This window comes from Frateuria sp. sgz306004, from assembly GCF_057750885.1.
In genome coordinates this window covers 206,145-221,233 of record NZ_JBYLFE010000002.1, presented here as the reverse complement: position 1 = coordinate 221,233, position 15,089 = coordinate 206,145, and the positions used below count along the sequence as shown (strand labels likewise).

Here is a 15,089-nt window from a genome sequence, read left to right as displayed (position 1 = left end):
CGCGCGGCTCGACCTGACGGCCAGTCAGGCGCTTCGCCACGCCCCGCTCCCTGGCGCGCACACCAACACAACGCGGGCTACGTGGAGATCGTGAACAGGCTCAAGGGGAGAGGAAGGCTATGGCGGGGTCATCGGCCCAGCTGACTTAGAAGTCGAAGTCCTTCTGCAGGCTCAGGTACACGCCACGGCGCGGACCGAACTGCGGCGCACCCACGCCCACGCCGGTGCCGTCGCGCAGCTCGTAGGTACGATCGAGGGCATTGATCAGCGCCAGCTGGGTCTTCACCTTGCCGAAGCTGCCCACGTTGAAGTCGTGCGCCACGTTGAGATTGAGCTGGAAGTAGTACGGCAAGGACGCGCCATTGGGCACGCCCGGAGCCTCTTTGCGTAGACCGCTGCCGAAGATGAAATCGGCGCCGGCGCGCGTGGCGTCGGTGAACGCGTAGCTCACACCGCCGGAGGAGGTGAGCTTCTGGTCGTGATCAAGATGGATCCAGTTGTTGTAGATGTACGCCAGCTCGTCTTCGCTGAAGTTGTACTGGCCGGTGATCACGCGCTTGCCCATGGCGCGGTTGTACGAAGCATTGAAGTATGCCGACAACGGACCGTTGCTGTAGTTGGCGGTGAACTCCAGGCCACGGATGCGGCCGTAGTCGTAATTGAAGTTCGAGTAGATCAGCGCTGCACCGAACTGACCTTCGTCCTGCAGACGGTTCACCTTGCGGTAGTAGGCGTCCAGGCCCAGCGTGAGGTTGGAGCCGACCTTTTGCTGAATGCCCAGGTCGTAATAGTCCGAACGCTCGGACAACGGCAGGTTGTTGCCGCCGCTTGGCAGTTGGTTGGTGGTGCCATTGAAACGCGCGATGTTGCTGTCGTCGATCACTTCCGTGGCCGGCGGCGTGAAGTAGCGCGAGTAACCGGCGTGCACGGTGGTGCTGTCGCTCGGCTGGTACACCACGCCCACGCGCGGGCTGAGCTGGCTTTCGGTACGGAACAGCTCATAGCGATCGCCACGCACACCGTAGTTCACGGTCCACTTGTCGCCGATGCTCCACTCGTCTTGCAAATAGGCCGACCAGGTGCGCGCCAGCAGTCGCGTGGCGTCATAGACGTTGATCGGCGTGGTGCTGGCCTGCGAACCGTCCGGGTTGGCCGGGAACACCAGCGAGTTGTTGCTGACGTTGCCGCGCTCGAACTCACCGTACAAGCCGTAGCGCAGCGTGTGACTTTCGCCCAACGGCGTGGAGAAATCGGCCTGCAGTGTGCTCGCACGGTTGGTACGGCCGATCGTGGAGGCCACGCCGTTGAACATCAGGTCGCCGATGTCGTCTGGGGTAAAGCCCACATGGCTGTAGCGCTGCCCCACCGACACTTGGTAATCGGTCTTGCCCAGTTTGCCCTGCAGCGAGAGCACACCAAAGCGCGTCTTCTCGCTCTGACGCTCATTGAGGTCAGCGGAGTTGAAGTCGACCGTATCCAGATAGCCGAACTGCGGAGTCTGGTTCGGATTATTGGGAATCTGGAAGCGGTTGTTGGTCACGCCGAACAGGAAACTCAGGCGCGTGTTCTCGTCGATCAGGTAAGAAACATCACCAAAGCCCTTCACTTGGTTGGTGTGGTCGTGGATGGGCTTGCGGCTGGAGGTGGGGTTCTCGATACCCACGTCGTTCTCCAGGTAGTTCGCCGTCAGGAACCAGCTCCAGCGATCACTGCTGCCCCACAGCGACGCATTGGGGTTCAGGGTGCCGAACGAACCGCCCGTGATACCCACGCTGCCGCCATTGCCCAGCGAGTGGCCACTCTTGGTGTCGATATCCACCACCGCCGCGGTGCGCAGGCCGTACTGGGCCGGCAGCGCACCGTCGAGCAGCTTCACGCTCTGGATGGTGCGCGCGTCCAGCGTCTGGCCGAAGCCGGAGATGGACTCGGGAATGATCACGCCGTTGATGCGGTACTGCAGGTTGGCGTGGTCGCCACGCACGTGCAGGCCGCCGTAGGAATCCTGCACCACACCGGGCGCCTGCAGCAGCACCTGATTGAGCGGGGTAGAGTCGCCCAGCGGCAGCTGCTGAATGGCCTTCTGGTCGATCACATACTGGCTGCTGCCGGTATCGGGCGACAGCGAATTACGTGACTGGTCCAGCGCGGCGGACACGTCGATGGCGCTGAGCTGATGCACTTTGGCCGGCCTGTTGTTGCCGGCGCCGCTGGCGTCAGCCGCAGGGGCGGCAGCTGGGGCGTTGACCGCATCAGGGGTGGTCTGCGCAACGGCCGCGGACGCGGACGCGGTTCCCAGTGCAATGGCGAGACTCAAGGCAAGCAAGGAAGGTTTCATCAGGGTTCCGAAGGGGGCGGTGAGCTTGTTATTTTCGATACGTTATAACATATCTATTCCCATCCAACCCTACCTGCCCCAGAAGTCATGCTCCGACCGTCGGACACGACAGGGTCAGCGCGCTTTCATGGCCGCCCCCTAGACTGGCGTTCTCCCGCCACGTCAGGCCTTTGCGAGCCACCGGCATGCGCCAGCCCTCTTCCCAACTTCCCGCAGTGATCACCGATCACAGCCGGGTTACTCAGGCCATCCTGGATTTCGTCAGTGAGATCCCCGACAGCAAGGTCGAGGGCAGTCGCCAGCCGACGCGCGAAGCGCAGCGCCTGGCTGCGCGCGCCTCGCAACGAGCGGCGCTCACCGCGGGCTCACTGGCGCTGCCGCCTGGGCCACTTGGCTGGCTGACGGTGCTTCCGGAGCTGATTGCCATCTGGAAGATCCAGGCGCAAATGGTCAGCGATATTGCCGCCGCCTACGGTCAGCATTCGGAGCTGGGACGCGAACAGATGCTGTGGTGCCTGTTCCGCCACACGGCTGCCCAGGCTTTCCGAGACCTGGTGATTCGCGTGGGCGATCGCCTGCTATTCCGTCGCGTGACCTATACCGTGGCCGAGCGCGTGGCCAAGACGGTGGGCTTGAAGGTCACCCAGCGCGCCGTCGGCAATGGCCTGTCGCGCTGGCTGCCCGTGGTGGGCGCGGTGGGCGTGGGCGCCTATGCCTATTACGACACCGCCCAGGTGGCACGCACCGCGATCGCGATGTTCAGCGCCCCGTTCGCCACCGATGACGCCCGTGAAACGGCAAGCAGTGAGGTGCCAGCCACGCGCGCGGGATGACGGCCCGCCCGCTTTGCGGCAAGCTCGCAGCCCCGACGCGTTTTGCAGGAGCCCACGCATGAGTCCACGCCACGAGCGCCCGGTTGCCCTCATTACAGGCGCGGGCAAGCGCGTCGGCGCCGTGATCGCCCGCACGCTGCATGCGGCCGGCTACGACCTGGCACTGCATTACCGTCACTCCTCCACCGAGACAGAGCTGCTGGCAGCCTCGCTGGAACGTCAGCGCACGGACAGTACCTGTCTCGTGCAGGGTGAACTGGCCCACGTAGAGGCCTTGCCAAGCATGGTCGAGCGCGTAATGGCCCGCTTCGGGCGCCTGGATGCGCTGGTCAACAATGCCTCGGCGTTCTATCCCACGCCGGTGGGCACCGCGACGCTGGCGCAATGGAACGACTTGTTCGCCTCCAATGCGCAGGCGCCATTCTTCCTCAGCCAGGCGGCCACGCCCGCGTTGCGCGAAGCACGCGGCGCCATCGTCAACCTGGTGGATATCTACGCGGAAAGGCCCCTAGCCCAGCATCCGCTGTACTGCATGGCCAAGGCGGCACTGGCAGCAATGACGCGCTCGCTCGCGCTGGATCTTGGCCCGGACGTACGCGTGAACGGTATCGCCCCCGGCGCGGTGATGTGGCCCAGCGACGGCAAGCCTTACGACGACCAGCAAGCCATGCTGGCCCGTACGCCCCTGCAGCGGGCAGGCAGCCCCGAGGATGTCGCCGGCGCGGTGCTATGGCTGCTGCGCGACGCGCCTTTCGTGACGGGGCAGATTCTCCGCATCGATGGCGGACGCACGCTGTCGGTGTAACCGACAGCGTGCGCGGCAACGCTCAGTTCTTGGGCTTGAACGCCTGTTCCAACAGCGCCTGGTCGAAGCCATAGCCCACGCGACCTTCCTCGGCGTACTGATACAGCGCCGCCGCGTAGATGCCCTGCAGCGAAGCCTGGATCAGGCCCAGCAACGTGAGGCCCACCGCAACCACCGCAAACGCGATGATGATGGCCGCGATCGACTGCATAGCGAACGCACCTACGATCAAGCCGGCGGATACCAGCATCGCCAGCACCATCAGCAGGCCGAACACCACGCCGATGCCGGCATTGCCGATGATGTTTTCGCCCCAGGTGCTCTTGAGCAGCTCCACGCTACGCTTGATCGCCTCCGTGGGGCCCACGTCCTGGCTGGCGAGTACCGGCACCACCAGGAAGGTCGCCACCGTCCACGCCACGCCGAGCAAACCAATCACCAAGCGACCGATAAAGCCCAGGCGCTCCTGCAGTGCGCGCAGCAGGATGCCTACGGTGGCCGAGATCAGCGCATAGCCAAAGATGCTGACCACACGCTCGCGCGCGATGGCAAAGCCCTCGGCGAAGCTGGTTTCCTCACCGCGCAGGCGCATCAGGGCCGCGCCCGCCAACCCGGTGTTGAAGAAAATGATGACGAAGTACTGCACCAGATAGAACAGGAACATCGCCACATAACCGCCGGCCGTGAGGCCGCGCTGGTGCTCCACGCCCGCCTCCGCGGTCACCGCCATGGTGTAGCCGATGGGAATGAGAAAGCTCGCTGCCACCAGCAGGCAGCAGATGCCCGAGGCCAACGGAAACATCAACAGCGATTTGTCCGAACGCAATACCGCCGCGCTGGCCTTCATCAGGCTCCAGCTACGCGAGAATCGACCTGCCATAAACCACTCCTTGTAGATGACGGGAAACTTCTAACACTGCTCAGCAACGCCCAACAGTGCCGGGCGATGCCGTTCTGTCACATCACAGCGGCTCCACCGCCAGCGGCTCGCTCTCGGCGGGAAAGGCTGCCCACAATGCGGCCATGGTCTGGCCATTCACCGGGTGCACCAGCGTTGGCGCGATGTCCGCGATGGGCTTGAGCACAAACGCGTGGCGCAGCTCCTTGCGCGGAATATCCAGATGCCCTTCGCCCTGGCGCACCAGGTCGTCGTAGAGCACGATGTCGATATCCAGCGTACGGTCGGAAAAGCGCGGCACATCGCGACGGCGGCCGTGTTGGTCTTCCAGCGCGTGCAGCCAGCCGTTGAGGGCTTCGGGCGACAGCTCGGTATCCAGCCCCACCGCCAGGTTCACGAAATCCGCGCCGTCAAAACCCACCGACTTGCTGCGATAAGCCGGCGACACGCTGAGCGTGCCGAAACGTTCGCGCAGGGCATCCAGGGCCGCACGCAGGTATCGCGTCGGCTCGACGTTGGAACCCAGGCTGAGATAAGCGCGCGCCATGCCTTACTCCGGCCGCGTGCCGCGCTCGATGCGCACGCCCACCGCCTTGGCCCCGCGCACCGCGCCGGGCTTGGACAGCTTGAGCCGCACCCAGCTCACGCCGAATTCTTCGCGAATGATGGCCGCGCAACGCTCGGCCAGGGTTTCCACCAGCCCGAAGCTGGAGCTGCCTACGTAGTCCATCAGACGCTTGGACACGTCCTTGTAGTTAAGCGTGAGCGCGATGTCGTCGCTGGCGGCAGGCACGGTGTTGTCGAACGCCATCTCGATATCCAGCGACAGCGTCTGGCGCACGCGGCGCTCCCAATCGTAGATGCCGATGACGGCATCGATGCGCAGGTCTTCGATGAAGACGATATCCATGGAAACAAGCACCCGTCATTGAAGTGGGAAGACAGGTGGGCGCGATGGACCTACACTTGTCTTGGCGGGCGCCATTGTAACGATGGAACGGCGCCCGCGCTTCCGGCCCGCCATCCCTCGCACGCCCTGTCATCGTGCGTACGCCGGCCTACCTGGCCCTTCATGCCGCACTGCGCCAGCCTGGCGCGGGCTGGAAGCCTCTGCACTTTCGCACTTCACGCATAAGGAAATCACCGATGTTCTTGCAGAAACTCGAAAGCCTGTATGGCGGCCTCATCCGCCTGCTTACCGCGGTACTCACCATCGCCCTGCTCGTGGTGGCCGCCACCGCCCTGGTGAATTGGCAGCGCGCGACGGCCGCCGACCCCGAGGTCAAGGCCAGCACCCAGTCACCGCCCAAGATCACCAGCGACGACCTGGTCAGGAGCGTGGTTGCCAACCAGAGCGGCAAGTCCGATAGCGGCATCAGCGCTGACGACCCCAACCGCGCCGCCTACGACCGCATGAGCAAGGCCATCGACGCCTTTGCGCACAAGCACGACGTGTCCAAGGAGGACGCCGATGTGGACAGCGTGCTCTCCACCATCCACGACAACGTCAATTATTTCGATGCGGACACCATGAAGGCCGCTTACGCCAACGGACTGGCCGATGCGCTGGAGCGCACACTCGTCGATCCCAAGATCGACGCGCTGCTGAGCCAGCCCAAGGCCAAGAAGGAAGACAGCTGGTCCGACGATGAAGACGTGACCCCGATGGGCATCGTCAATGCCGCCGTGTCGCAGTACGACAGCGCGTTCATCAAGCAAAGCGGCCGCGACGATTCGGACAGCTCCGGCCTGATCGCGCACAAGGAAAAGCAGGACGCCGCGTGGCGCTCGCTGCTGCGTGCCGGTGGCCCGCTGTTGCTGTTGATCCTGGTGCTGCAGCTGCTCACCTTCGGCCGCATCGAGCAGAACACCCGCACGCTCAACGGCCAGGGCAAGTAAGCCTTAGCTTGGATGAAGCGACATGCTGCTCGTCATTCCAGCTTTCGCCGGGATGACGAGCAACATTCGAGCGCTCCTTACAGATGCACCAGCATCATCCACGCATGGCCGGGGATGATGCCTAGCCGGCTCGATCGAGCCCGCGACCGCGCCGCCGCTCAGGCCGGCGGCAGGCTCTCCAGATCCCAGCGTGGAAACACCTGCACCGAGGCATCCTGATGCTGCCCGTGCGCCAGGCGGATGGCGCCGGCGAGCGCGATCATCGCGCCGTTGTCGGTGCAGAACGCCAGGCGCGGAAAATAGGCGCGGAAGCCATCCTTCTCGCCCGCCGCAGCCAGCTCCGCCCGCAGGCGCTTGTTAGCGCCCACGCCACCGGCGATCACCAAGCGCTTTGCACCGCTGGCCTGCAGGGCACGGCGGCACTTGATGATCATGGTGTCCACGATGGCCTCCTCGAAGGCGCGGGCCACGTCGGCGCGGGTCTGTTCGCTCTGATCCGATTGCTGCCAGGCCAGCAGCACCTGGGTCTTTAGCCCGGAAAAACTGAAATCCAGGCCGGGACGATCTGTCATGGGGCGCGAGAAATGAAAGATGCCCGGCCGCCCCTGCTCGGCCAGCTTGGCCAGCGCGGGACCACCCGGGTACGGCAGACCCATCAGCTTGGCGGTCTTGTCGAAGGCCTCGCCCGCGGCATCATCCAGGGTATCGCCCAGGATGCGGTACTGGCCGATGCCCTTCACTTCCACCAGCATCGAATGGCCACCGGACACCAGCAAGGCCACGAACAGCGGCTCCGGCGGGTCTTCCTCCAGCAGCGGCGCCAGCAGGTGGCCTTCCATGTGGTGCACGCCGATGGCCGGCACGCCCAGCGCCCAGGCCATGGCACGCGCGGCCGACGCGCCCACCAGCAGGGCACCGACCAGGCCAGGCCCCGCCGTGTAGGCCACGCCACCCAGGTCCGCCGGGGTCAGGCCGGCCTGCGCCATGGCCTCGCGCACCAGGGGCAGCAGTTTGCGCACGTGGTCACGGCTGGCCAGCTCCGGCACGACACCGCCGTAATCGGCGTGCAGCTTGATCTGACTGTAGAGGGTGTGTGAAAGCAGCCCCCGGCCGGGCGCCTCCGGTTCCCAGCGCAGCAGCGCTACGCCGGTCTCGTCACAGGAGGTTTCCACCCCCAGGATCGGTTTGCCCCCTTGGGGCTTTGAAATTGCTGTCGTTTCCACGTTATACTTCGCGGCTCACCGTATTCAAACGGTCCGTTCAGGCGGGCCAGTCTACCACTTGGAGTTTCCATGCCCAGCGTAAAAGTCCGCGAGAACGAGCCGTTCGAGCTTGCCCTCCGTCGCTTCAAGCGCACCTGCGAAAAGGCCGGCGTCCTGGCCGAGACCCGCAAGCGCGAGTTCTACGAAAAGCCGACCCAGGAGCGTAAGCGCAAGCGCGCCGCCGCCGTGAAGCGCCACCTGCGCCGCCTCTCGCGCGACACCTCGCGTCGTACGCGCCTGTACTGAGCCTTTCGTCCGCCTTGGCGGACGGTCACAGGCTCCAGCGCCCACGGCGCTGTATCAGGTCGCTTGGCAGCTGGCGCGTCCATCCGCTGCCGCTCTCCAGCCACCTACACTAGCCGGCGTTGCCTAGCGCAACGCCGGCTTTGTGTGCTTCCAAGGAACCCATCATGCCCCTCAAGCAACAGCTCACCGACGACATGAAGACCGCCATGCGTGGTGGCGAAAAGGACCGCCTGGCCGTGATCCGCCTGATCCTGGCGGCGGTCAAGCAGCGCGAAGTGGACGAGCGCATCGAGCTGGACGACGTGCAGACGCTTGCCGTGCTGGAAAAGATGGTCAAGCAGCGCAAGGACTCCATCAGCCAATTCGACGCCGCCAACCGCCAGGATCTGGCCGACGTGGAACGCGCCGAGATGAAGGTGATCGAGGCCTACTTGCCCGCCAAGCTGAGCGAGGAGGAGATCGACGCACTGATCACCGCCGCCATCGCCGAAACGGGCGCCAGCTCGGCCCGCGACATGGGCAAGGTGGTGGCCGTCGTGAAGGACAAGGCCGCTGGCCGCGCCGACATGGGCGTGGTGTCTGGCCGCATCAAGGCCCGCCTGGCCGGCTGATCACGCCGCCTTCACGCGCAGCCACAGCACCAGCGCCAGTAGCACCAAGGCCACCGCCGTGAACACCACGGCGGTGCGCCGGCGACGCTGGCGCAGCTGCTGCCAGCTGGCCGGGTCCAGGTAATAACGACCCTCGCCCGGGCAACGCACCACGGCGTGCCCCACCAGCTGATACCAGGCCATGCCTGGCACCACCCCCAGTTCCTGCGGCAGGCGTGCGAGCGCCGGCGTGGTCGCGCCCGCCTGTTCGAAGGCGCGCACGATGGCGCCCTGGCGGCGAATCAACAGCGCCGTGAGAAACATGACTGACGTCCCTACCAAAACCTGAAGATTGGCCTGCCGTACACGCCATGCACAAGCCACCCCTGCATGGAATTCACGTTTTGCCCCCTACAACCTTCGCACCACCTGCACCAACGCAGGCCATCTAGGCAAGAAGGGAGTAACGCATGCTCAAGTGGGCCATCATCTTCGCCATCATTTCGCTCGTCACCGGCTGGATGGGCTTCGGCTCCGTGGCCGGGGTCACCGGCACCATCGCCAAGGTGCTGTTCGCGATCTTCGTGATTCTGTTCCTGATCTCGCTGCTGGCGGTGATCGGATTGATCCACCTGGCGTAAGAGCCATGGCGCGGCGGCCGGTTCAGCCCGGCCGCCACTCCATGCGCCGATGCGACGGCACGCGCAGCTCGCCGCGCGCCAGCCGCGAAGGAATCTCCCGGGTCACCACGAAGCCGGTACGCGCGTACAGCGCCTCGGCACGAGGGTTGGCGCTGGAGACGTCCAGCACCATGCGCTGGCGTCCCGCCTGACGGCCCGCGGCCATCAGGTGGCCGATGAGCGCGCTGCCCACCCCCTGCCCGCGCAACTCCGGCGCCACTCCCAGGTGGGCGAGGTAATGCATGTCGCCCTCGGGCGGCCGGATCACCGACTCCACGCGCAAGCCGCGCGTGATCACCGGTACGGCGCCGCGCAGACCATAGTGGCGAAGAATCTGTCGCGCCGCGGCCAGCGTGAACGGCCATTTGCTGTCGGCCCCGAAACCCGCGCCCACCGCCACCACGCGGCCCCGCAGTTCGCCCACCCAGTGGTTGCGCCAGCCGAACTCGCCGTCGCCATCCATGAAGCAGTGCTGCAGGAAAGCCTGCGCGCCCTGCCCTGCCGCATCGGCGAACACATAGTCGAACGCAGCGGGCCCCGAGCTATAGATCAGCGGCACCGCCGCCACGGCGTCACCGGCGCGGGCCGGCCGAAACCGTACCTGCATGCCGCCTACCTTCGTGCCGCCCTGTCCCTTTCCCATTGCTACCTCGATGACCGACCGCCGGCACGCCGCGCAGCTTAAGCCAAGGCTGCTCGCGCCGCAGTGGCGGCATCGGCCGCCGCAGGGGGTGGAAGCGGCCACGAAGTGGGCGGCGACGCACGCCAGCCACTACACTAGGCGGCTTATGCGCGGACGTATTCCTGACAGCTTCATCGACGAATTGCTCGCCCGCGTCGATATCGTCGATGTGATCGAGGGTCGCGTGCCGCTGAAGAAGGCCGGCCGCGAATGGACCGCCTGCTGCCCGTTCCACAACGAGCGCTCGCCCTCGTTCTACGTCAGCCCGGCCAAGCAGTTTTTCCATTGCTTTGGCTGCGGAGCGCACGGCAGTGCGCTGAAGTTCCTGATGGACTATGAGCGCCTGGAATTCCCCGATGCGGTGGAGGAACTGGCGCAATCGGTCGGTCTGACCGTGCCCCGCGAAGGCGGCAACGATCGCGCCCCGCGCGAGGACAAGACTGACCTCTACGCCCTGCTGGACGGCGCCGCCCGCTGGTACGAGAACGAACTGCCCAAGAGCCCCGAAGCGCAGGCCTATTGCAAGAAGCGCGGCCTGGACGCGCAAACCATCCAGCGCTTTCGCATCGGTTGGGCGCCAGCGGGTTTCGATGGCGTGATCAAGGCATTGGGCGGCAGCGATCGACGCATGCAGTTGCTCAACGAAGCCGGCATGGTCGCCAGCAACGAACGCGGTCGACGCTACGACCGTTTCCGCGAACGCTTGATGTTCCCTATCCTGGATCGTCGCGGACGCGTGATTGCCTTTGGCGGCCGCATCATTCCCAGCGCAACCCCGGCCCGTGAGGGTCAGGAGGCAGCGAAGGAGCCAGGCCCCAAGTACCTCAACTCCCCCGAGACGCCGCTGTTCCACAAGGGCCGCGAGCTGTTCGCGCTGTGGCAGGTGAAACAGGCCAATCCGAGCCTGGCCCGCATCGTGGTGGTAGAGGGCTACATGGACGTGATCGCCATGCATCAGGCCGGCCTGCCCATCGCGGTGGCCACGCTGGGCACGGCCACCACGCCCGAGCACACCGAGGTGCTGTTTCGCGCGGCACCCGACGTGGTGTTCTGCTTCGACGGCGACCGCGCAGGCCGCTCAGCCGCCTGGAAGGCGCTGGAAGCGGCGCTGCCGCGCCTGCGCGATGGCCGCCAGGCCTATTTCCTGTTTCTGCCCGATGGTGAGGATCCGGACACGCTGATCCGCAAGGAGGGCAAGGACGGCTTCGAGAAACGTCTGAAAGCGGCCACACCGCTCTCCGAGTATTTCTTCAGCGAGCTGTCGCACGACGTGGATACCGCCAGCCTCGATGGTCGTGCCCGGCTGGCTGAGCGGGCGCGTCCCCTGATCGCCAAGCTGCCCGATGGCGCCTTTCGTGACTTGATGGCTCAAGAGCTTGAAAAGCGCACCGGCGCACGTGCCGGCTTGGCCGCCGAGCCCGCCCTGCGTCAAGCCGTTCAACGGCCAATGGCGGTGCAGCGCTCTCTGGTGCGCAGCGCCATCGCCCTGTTGCTCGCGCAGCCCGGCGCGGCTGAGCACGTGGAGCGGCCCTATGGCTTCCTGCGCCTGGACAAGCCCGGCGTGGAGCTACTCGCCGAGCTGATCGACCTGGCACGCGCTCGCCCAGGCATCAACTCCGCCATGCTGGTGGAACACTTTGCCGAGCGTCCCGAATACGCTCCGCTACAAAAGCTGATGGCCGTCATGGTCGTGGGCGAGCCCGAAACGCAACGCGCCGAGTTCTTCGATGCGCTTAAGCGCATGGAACAGGAGGCTGTCATCCAACGCCGCAACTGGCTGACCGCCAAGAGTCGCGAAGGAAGCCTCGACAGCGCCGAGAAGGCCGAACTGCGGGAACTGCTGGCCGCGCGCGTCACACCGCCTACGCCCTAATGCCGCCCACCGGCCGGCATCACAACAGCCTTCTAACCCGCTACCCCGCAAGATGTGCGCCCGCCTACGCCCATTCACCCCGGGTAGCGGGCCGGAGGGCACCGTGCGGCGCGTCAAGCGCAGCGGCGCCTCCGTATGTGATCATCGACCCTTCCCTGTAGACAGGGGCAACTTATGCGGGCATGGATGTAGATGGAATTGCTTGAACGACTGGTGACCCTGTTCGCCGAAAACGGCTACGTCGCGGTCTTCATCGCGCTGTTGCTGTGCGGTGCGGGCTTCCCGTTGCCCGAGGACGTTACCCTGGTTGCGGGTGGCGTCATCACTGGCCTGGGCTACGGCAACGTACACGTGATGTTCGGTGTCGGCATGGCCGGCGTGCTGGTGGGCGATGCGGGCATGTTCCTGCTGGGACACCACTACGGCGCGCGAATCCTGCAATGGCGGTTGGTAGCGCGCGTGCTCACGCCGGAGCGCTACGCCAAGGTGCAAGAGAAGTTCGAACGCTACGGCAACCGGCTGATGTTCATCGCCCGCTTCCTGCCGGGCATGCGCACGGCAGTGTTCATCACCGCCGGCTCCACCCATCGTGTGTCATTCCTGCGCTTCTTCCTGCTCGACGGCACGGCAGCGCTGATCAGCGTGCCGATCTGGGTCTACCTGGGCTATTTTGGCGCGGACAACCACGAATGGCTGGCCATGTGGCTCCATCGCGGCCAGAACGGCTTGTGGCTGTTCGGTGGCGTCGTGCTGGTGATCGCACTAGCCCTGTGGTGGCGTCACAAGCGGCGGATGGCATGCCAGACCGGGCAGCGCTGAGCTATTCATGAGCCCCCATCCCTGGACCGACCAGCACTACGACGAAACGACATTCGAGGAAATCCAGGCCAACGACGCAACGCTCGATGGCATCCGCTTCCACGATTGCCGCTTCGTGCGCTGTCAGTTCAGCGAAGCCACACTCACGCGCTGTCGCTTCAGCGATGTCGAGTTCCGCGAGTGCAACCTGAGTCTTGCCCTGCTCACCGATAGCCGCTTCGACGGCTGCCGTTTCGTCGACTGCAAGATGGTGGGTATCGACTGGACCCGCGCCCATTGGCCGCGCATACGCACGAGCCGAGCGCTCGCCTTCCATCGCTGCGTGCTCAATGACAGCTCGTTCTTCGGCCTGGACCTGCGCGAGTACGTGCTGACCGAATGCCGCGCGGTGGACGTGGATTTCACCGAAGCGAACTGCGAAACGATCAACTTCGAAGGCAGCGACCTGCGCGATAGCGTATTCGCCCGCACCCGCCTGGTCGGCGCCAACTTTCTCCGCGCCCAAGGCTACCGCATCGATATCTTCAACAACGACATCCGACGCGCCCACTTTTCGCTACCCGAGGCCATGGCGTTGCTGGACAGCCTGGATATCGAGCTGGAGGGCTGACGCAGCGCCGCCACGCCGGCCCTTCGCCGCTCAGGACGATGCGCCCGCTTGGGTGTCCCCCACGTCTGCAGCGTCCTTGCGATGCCACCAACCACCGCCCAACGCCTGGAACAGCGCCACCGTGTCTGCGTACCGCGCCGCACGTGCTTGTACCAGGGACAATGCCGTCTGTTGCCACGCCAACTCAGTGGTAAGCAAGCTGCTCTGGCTGATGTCACCCAGCGCGAGCTGTCGCCGTGCAATCGCAAGGCTGCGCGCTGCCGCTTGCTCGGCACGCTCGGCGGCAGCCAACCCACGCGCATCGGCATCGATGGCGTGCAATGTATCGGCCACGTTCTGCACGGCCTGCAGCACCGTGCTGCGGTACTGTGCCGCCGCCTGGGCATAGGCAGCCTCCGCGCCGCGCTGCTTGTGCTTGAGCGCTCCCCCGTCGAATAACGGCTGAGTGACCGAAGCCCCAAGACTCCAGAATCCGCTGCCTGCGGAAAACACCTGACTGGCCCTTTCCGCCGCGCCACCGAACGACGCATTGATCTGCACATTGGGCAGTCGGTTGGCGATGGCCACGCCGACCTGCGCACTGGCCGCATGCAGCTGCTCTTCGGCGGCACGAACATCCGGCCGCTGCTCCACCAACTGCGCGGGCAGGCTCAGTGGTAGCTCAGCCGGCAATTGCAGGGTATCGAGATTGAACGTAGCCCCCACGCCTTGATCGGGCGTACGGCCACTCAAGGCGGCAAGCAGGTCGCGCTGCTGAGCCAATTGCTTCTGCAAAGGCGGCAGCGTCGCCCTGGCCTGCTCCAGTGTCGTAACTTGCGCAGCTACCGCCGCCTCGCCGGCATCGCCCAATGCATGCTGCTGCTGCAAGGTGTCGAGGATCTTCTCCTGAGCATCGATGGTCTGCAGCGTGGTGGCGATCTGCGCGCGCAGCGACGCTTCTTCGATCGCCGCATTGACCAAGTTGCTGGTGAGCGTGAGGTAGGTCGCCTCCAGTTGGAAGCGCTGAGCATTAGCTTGCGCCGTGAGCGTTTCGACCTGCCGGCGATTCGCACCCCAGAAGTCGAGCGTGTACGTCACACTTACCTGCGCCGTGGTGAGGCTATACAAACTCGCGTTGGACGAAGCGCCACTGGCCACGTCGTTGGCATAGTCCTGCCGCGAGGTATTCGCGCTGGCGTTCACCGAGGGAAAGTAAGCGCCGCGTTGTGCATACACCGCCTCCCAAGCCGCCCTGAGTGACGCATGCGCGGCCTCCACGTCGGCGTTGTGCTTGAGCGCATCGTCAATAAGCGCGTTGAGCGGCTGTGAATGAAATAACGTCCACCACTGGCCTGGGATGTCCATCGAGGTCACCCACTGCTGTGGCAAGCCGTCCTTGCCAGCGGCCGAGGCGGTAGCCTGCGGCAGCGGCGTCGCGGTATAGCCGGATGCGACCGGCGCGGCCGACCGATGGTAGTCGGGGCCCACCGCGCAAGCGCCCAGCGCCAAACTCAGGGCACATACCGCCGTCAAATGTGCCGGCGCGCGATACGAGGCGAAAGTACGAATGATGAACAT

General features: G+C 65.1%; 17 protein-coding genes. 9 read left to right on the top strand and 8 right to left on the bottom strand.

Translation table 11 applies throughout. The annotated features are described in order from the left end of the window. Positions 1-145: 145 nt before the first annotated feature. Positions 146-2,335 (bottom strand): TonB-dependent receptor, encoded by a 2,190-nt coding sequence (locus AC3G2C_RS04285; RefSeq protein WP_488383380.1) that lies wholly within the window; start codon positions 2,333-2,335, stop codon positions 146-148. A 185-nt stretch (positions 2,336-2,520) separates the two neighbouring features. On the opposite strand from AC3G2C_RS04285, the gene AC3G2C_RS04280 reads away from it, so the two are divergent. Both AC3G2C_RS04280 and AC3G2C_RS04275 read left to right on the top strand, forming a co-directional pair. Then, the gene (locus AC3G2C_RS04280) at positions 2,521-3,168 is read left to right on the top strand and encodes a hypothetical protein (RefSeq protein WP_488383379.1); all 648 of its coding nucleotides are present in this window, start codon (positions 2,521-2,523) and stop codon (positions 3,166-3,168) included. Between the two features lie 58 nt (positions 3,169-3,226). Then, entirely contained in the window at positions 3,227-3,973 is a 747-nt protein-coding gene (locus AC3G2C_RS04275) for a pteridine reductase (protein ID WP_488383378.1), read from the top strand. 22 nt (positions 3,974-3,995) lie between these two features. On the opposite strand, the gene AC3G2C_RS04270 is transcribed toward AC3G2C_RS04275, so the two are convergent. From AC3G2C_RS04270 to folB, 3 genes are all read right to left on the bottom strand, one after another. Beyond that, positions 3,996-4,853: a DUF6159 family protein gene (locus AC3G2C_RS04270; protein WP_488383377.1), complete on the bottom strand. Its 858-nt coding sequence runs from the start codon at positions 4,851-4,853 to the stop codon at positions 3,996-3,998. Between the two features lie 82 nt (positions 4,854-4,935). Continuing rightward, positions 4,936-5,418 (bottom strand): 2-amino-4-hydroxy-6-hydroxymethyldihydropteridine diphosphokinase, encoded by a 483-nt coding sequence (gene folK, locus AC3G2C_RS04265; RefSeq protein ID WP_488383376.1) that lies wholly within the window; start codon positions 5,416-5,418, stop codon positions 4,936-4,938. A 3-nt stretch (positions 5,419-5,421) separates the two neighbouring features. Then, positions 5,422-5,781: a dihydroneopterin aldolase gene (folB, locus tag AC3G2C_RS04260; protein ID WP_488383375.1), complete on the bottom strand. Its 360-nt coding sequence runs from the start codon at positions 5,779-5,781 to the stop codon at positions 5,422-5,424. Positions 5,782-6,017: 236 nt separating this feature from the next. On the opposite strand from folB, the gene AC3G2C_RS04255 reads away from it, so the two are divergent. After that, positions 6,018-6,770: a hypothetical protein gene (locus AC3G2C_RS04255; RefSeq protein ID WP_488383374.1), complete on the top strand. Its 753-nt coding sequence runs from the start codon at positions 6,018-6,020 to the stop codon at positions 6,768-6,770. A gap of 158 nt (positions 6,771-6,928) precedes the next feature. Here AC3G2C_RS04255 and tsaD read toward each other — a convergent pair whose 3' ends face one another. After that, complete coding sequence (tsaD, locus tag AC3G2C_RS04250) at positions 6,929-7,951, bottom strand: tRNA (adenosine(37)-N6)-threonylcarbamoyltransferase complex transferase subunit TsaD (protein WP_488383761.1); 1,023 nt, start codon at positions 7,949-7,951, stop codon at positions 6,929-6,931. 111 nt (positions 7,952-8,062) lie between these two features. On the opposite strand from tsaD, the gene rpsU reads away from it, so the two are divergent. Continuing rightward, positions 8,063-8,278: a 30S ribosomal protein S21 gene (rpsU, locus tag AC3G2C_RS04245; RefSeq protein WP_014404075.1), complete on the top strand. Its 216-nt coding sequence runs from the start codon at positions 8,063-8,065 to the stop codon at positions 8,276-8,278. 164 nt (positions 8,279-8,442) lie between these two features. Further along, positions 8,443-8,889 carry a GatB/YqeY domain-containing protein gene (locus tag AC3G2C_RS04240; RefSeq protein ID WP_488383373.1) on the top strand — a complete coding sequence of 149 codons (447 nt, stop codon included), beginning with the start codon at positions 8,443-8,445 and terminating at the stop codon, positions 8,887-8,889. On the opposite strand, the gene AC3G2C_RS04235 is transcribed toward AC3G2C_RS04240, so the two are convergent. Beyond that, positions 8,890-9,192: a hypothetical protein gene (locus AC3G2C_RS04235; protein WP_488383372.1), complete on the bottom strand. Its 303-nt coding sequence runs from the start codon at positions 9,190-9,192 to the stop codon at positions 8,890-8,892. Positions 9,193-9,338: 146 nt separating this feature from the next. Between AC3G2C_RS04235 and AC3G2C_RS04230 the strand changes: the two genes are divergently transcribed. Next, positions 9,339-9,509, top strand: a complete 171-nt coding sequence (locus tag AC3G2C_RS04230; RefSeq protein WP_488383371.1) for a DUF1328 domain-containing protein — start codon at positions 9,339-9,341, stop codon at positions 9,507-9,509. A gap of 22 nt (positions 9,510-9,531) precedes the next feature. Here AC3G2C_RS04230 and AC3G2C_RS04225 read toward each other — a convergent pair whose 3' ends face one another. Then, positions 9,532-10,155 (bottom strand): GNAT family N-acetyltransferase, encoded by a 624-nt coding sequence (locus tag AC3G2C_RS04225; RefSeq protein WP_488383370.1) that lies wholly within the window; start codon positions 10,153-10,155, stop codon positions 9,532-9,534. Positions 10,156-10,336: 181 nt separating this feature from the next. Between AC3G2C_RS04225 and dnaG the strand changes: the two genes are divergently transcribed. The 3 genes from dnaG to AC3G2C_RS04210 all read left to right on the top strand — a co-directional run bounded on the left by dnaG (position 10,337) and on the right by AC3G2C_RS04210 (position 13,532). Then, positions 10,337-12,103 carry a DNA primase gene (gene dnaG / locus AC3G2C_RS04220; RefSeq protein ID WP_488383369.1) on the top strand — a complete coding sequence of 589 codons (1,767 nt, stop codon included), beginning with the start codon at positions 10,337-10,339 and terminating at the stop codon, positions 12,101-12,103. A gap of 192 nt (positions 12,104-12,295) precedes the next feature. After that, the gene (locus AC3G2C_RS04215) at positions 12,296-12,922 is read left to right on the top strand and encodes a DedA family protein (protein ID WP_488383368.1); all 627 of its coding nucleotides are present in this window, start codon (positions 12,296-12,298) and stop codon (positions 12,920-12,922) included. Between the two features lie 7 nt (positions 12,923-12,929). Further along, entirely contained in the window at positions 12,930-13,532 is a 603-nt protein-coding gene (locus AC3G2C_RS04210) for a pentapeptide repeat-containing protein (RefSeq protein ID WP_488383367.1), read from the top strand. A 30-nt stretch (positions 13,533-13,562) separates the two neighbouring features. Here AC3G2C_RS04210 and AC3G2C_RS04205 read toward each other — a convergent pair whose 3' ends face one another. Further along, entirely contained in the window at positions 13,563-15,089 is a 1,527-nt protein-coding gene (locus AC3G2C_RS04205) for an efflux transporter outer membrane subunit (protein WP_488383366.1), read from the bottom strand.

What these genes read in the sequence shown, in the direction of transcription:
- AC3G2C_RS04240 (WP_488383373.1), top strand. Translation starts at nt 8,443, where the DNA reads ATGCCCCTCAAGCAACAGCTCACCGACGACATGAAGACCGCCATGCGT.
- AC3G2C_RS04275 (WP_488383378.1), top strand. Translation starts at nt 3,227, where the DNA reads ATGAGTCCACGCCACGAGCGCCCGGTTGCCCTCATTACAGGCGCGGGC.
- dnaG (WP_488383369.1), top strand. Translation starts at nt 10,337, where the DNA reads ATGCGCGGACGTATTCCTGACAGCTTCATCGACGAATTGCTCGCCCGC.
- AC3G2C_RS04230 (WP_488383371.1), top strand. Translation starts at nt 9,339, where the DNA reads ATGCTCAAGTGGGCCATCATCTTCGCCATCATTTCGCTCGTCACCGGC.
- rpsU (WP_014404075.1), top strand. Translation starts at nt 8,063, where the DNA reads ATGCCCAGCGTAAAAGTCCGCGAGAACGAGCCGTTCGAGCTTGCCCTC.
- AC3G2C_RS04270 (WP_488383377.1), bottom strand. Translation starts at nt 4,853, where the DNA reads ATGGCAGGTCGATTCTCGCGTAGCTGGAGCCTGATGAAGGCCAGCGCG.
- AC3G2C_RS04285 (WP_488383380.1), bottom strand. Translation starts at nt 2,335, where the DNA reads ATGAAACCTTCCTTGCTTGCCTTGAGTCTCGCCATTGCACTGGGAACC.
- AC3G2C_RS04205 (WP_488383366.1), bottom strand. Translation starts at nt 15,089, where the DNA reads ATGTTCATCATTCGTACTTTCGCCTCGTATCGCGCGCCGGCACATTTG.
- AC3G2C_RS04215 (WP_488383368.1), top strand. Translation starts at nt 12,296, where the DNA reads ATGGAATTGCTTGAACGACTGGTGACCCTGTTCGCCGAAAACGGCTAC.
- AC3G2C_RS04210 (WP_488383367.1), top strand. Translation starts at nt 12,930, where the DNA reads ATGAGCCCCCATCCCTGGACCGACCAGCACTACGACGAAACGACATTC.
- AC3G2C_RS04255 (WP_488383374.1), top strand. Translation starts at nt 6,018, where the DNA reads ATGTTCTTGCAGAAACTCGAAAGCCTGTATGGCGGCCTCATCCGCCTG.
- AC3G2C_RS04225 (WP_488383370.1), bottom strand. Translation starts at nt 10,155, where the DNA reads ATGCAGGTACGGTTTCGGCCGGCCCGCGCCGGTGACGCCGTGGCGGCG.
- folK (WP_488383376.1), bottom strand. Translation starts at nt 5,418, where the DNA reads ATGGCGCGCGCTTATCTCAGCCTGGGTTCCAACGTCGAGCCGACGCGA.
- AC3G2C_RS04280 (WP_488383379.1), top strand. Translation starts at nt 2,521, where the DNA reads ATGCGCCAGCCCTCTTCCCAACTTCCCGCAGTGATCACCGATCACAGC.
- folB (WP_488383375.1), bottom strand. Translation starts at nt 5,781, where the DNA reads ATGGATATCGTCTTCATCGAAGACCTGCGCATCGATGCCGTCATCGGC.
- AC3G2C_RS04235 (WP_488383372.1), bottom strand. Translation starts at nt 9,192, where the DNA reads ATGTTTCTCACGGCGCTGTTGATTCGCCGCCAGGGCGCCATCGTGCGC.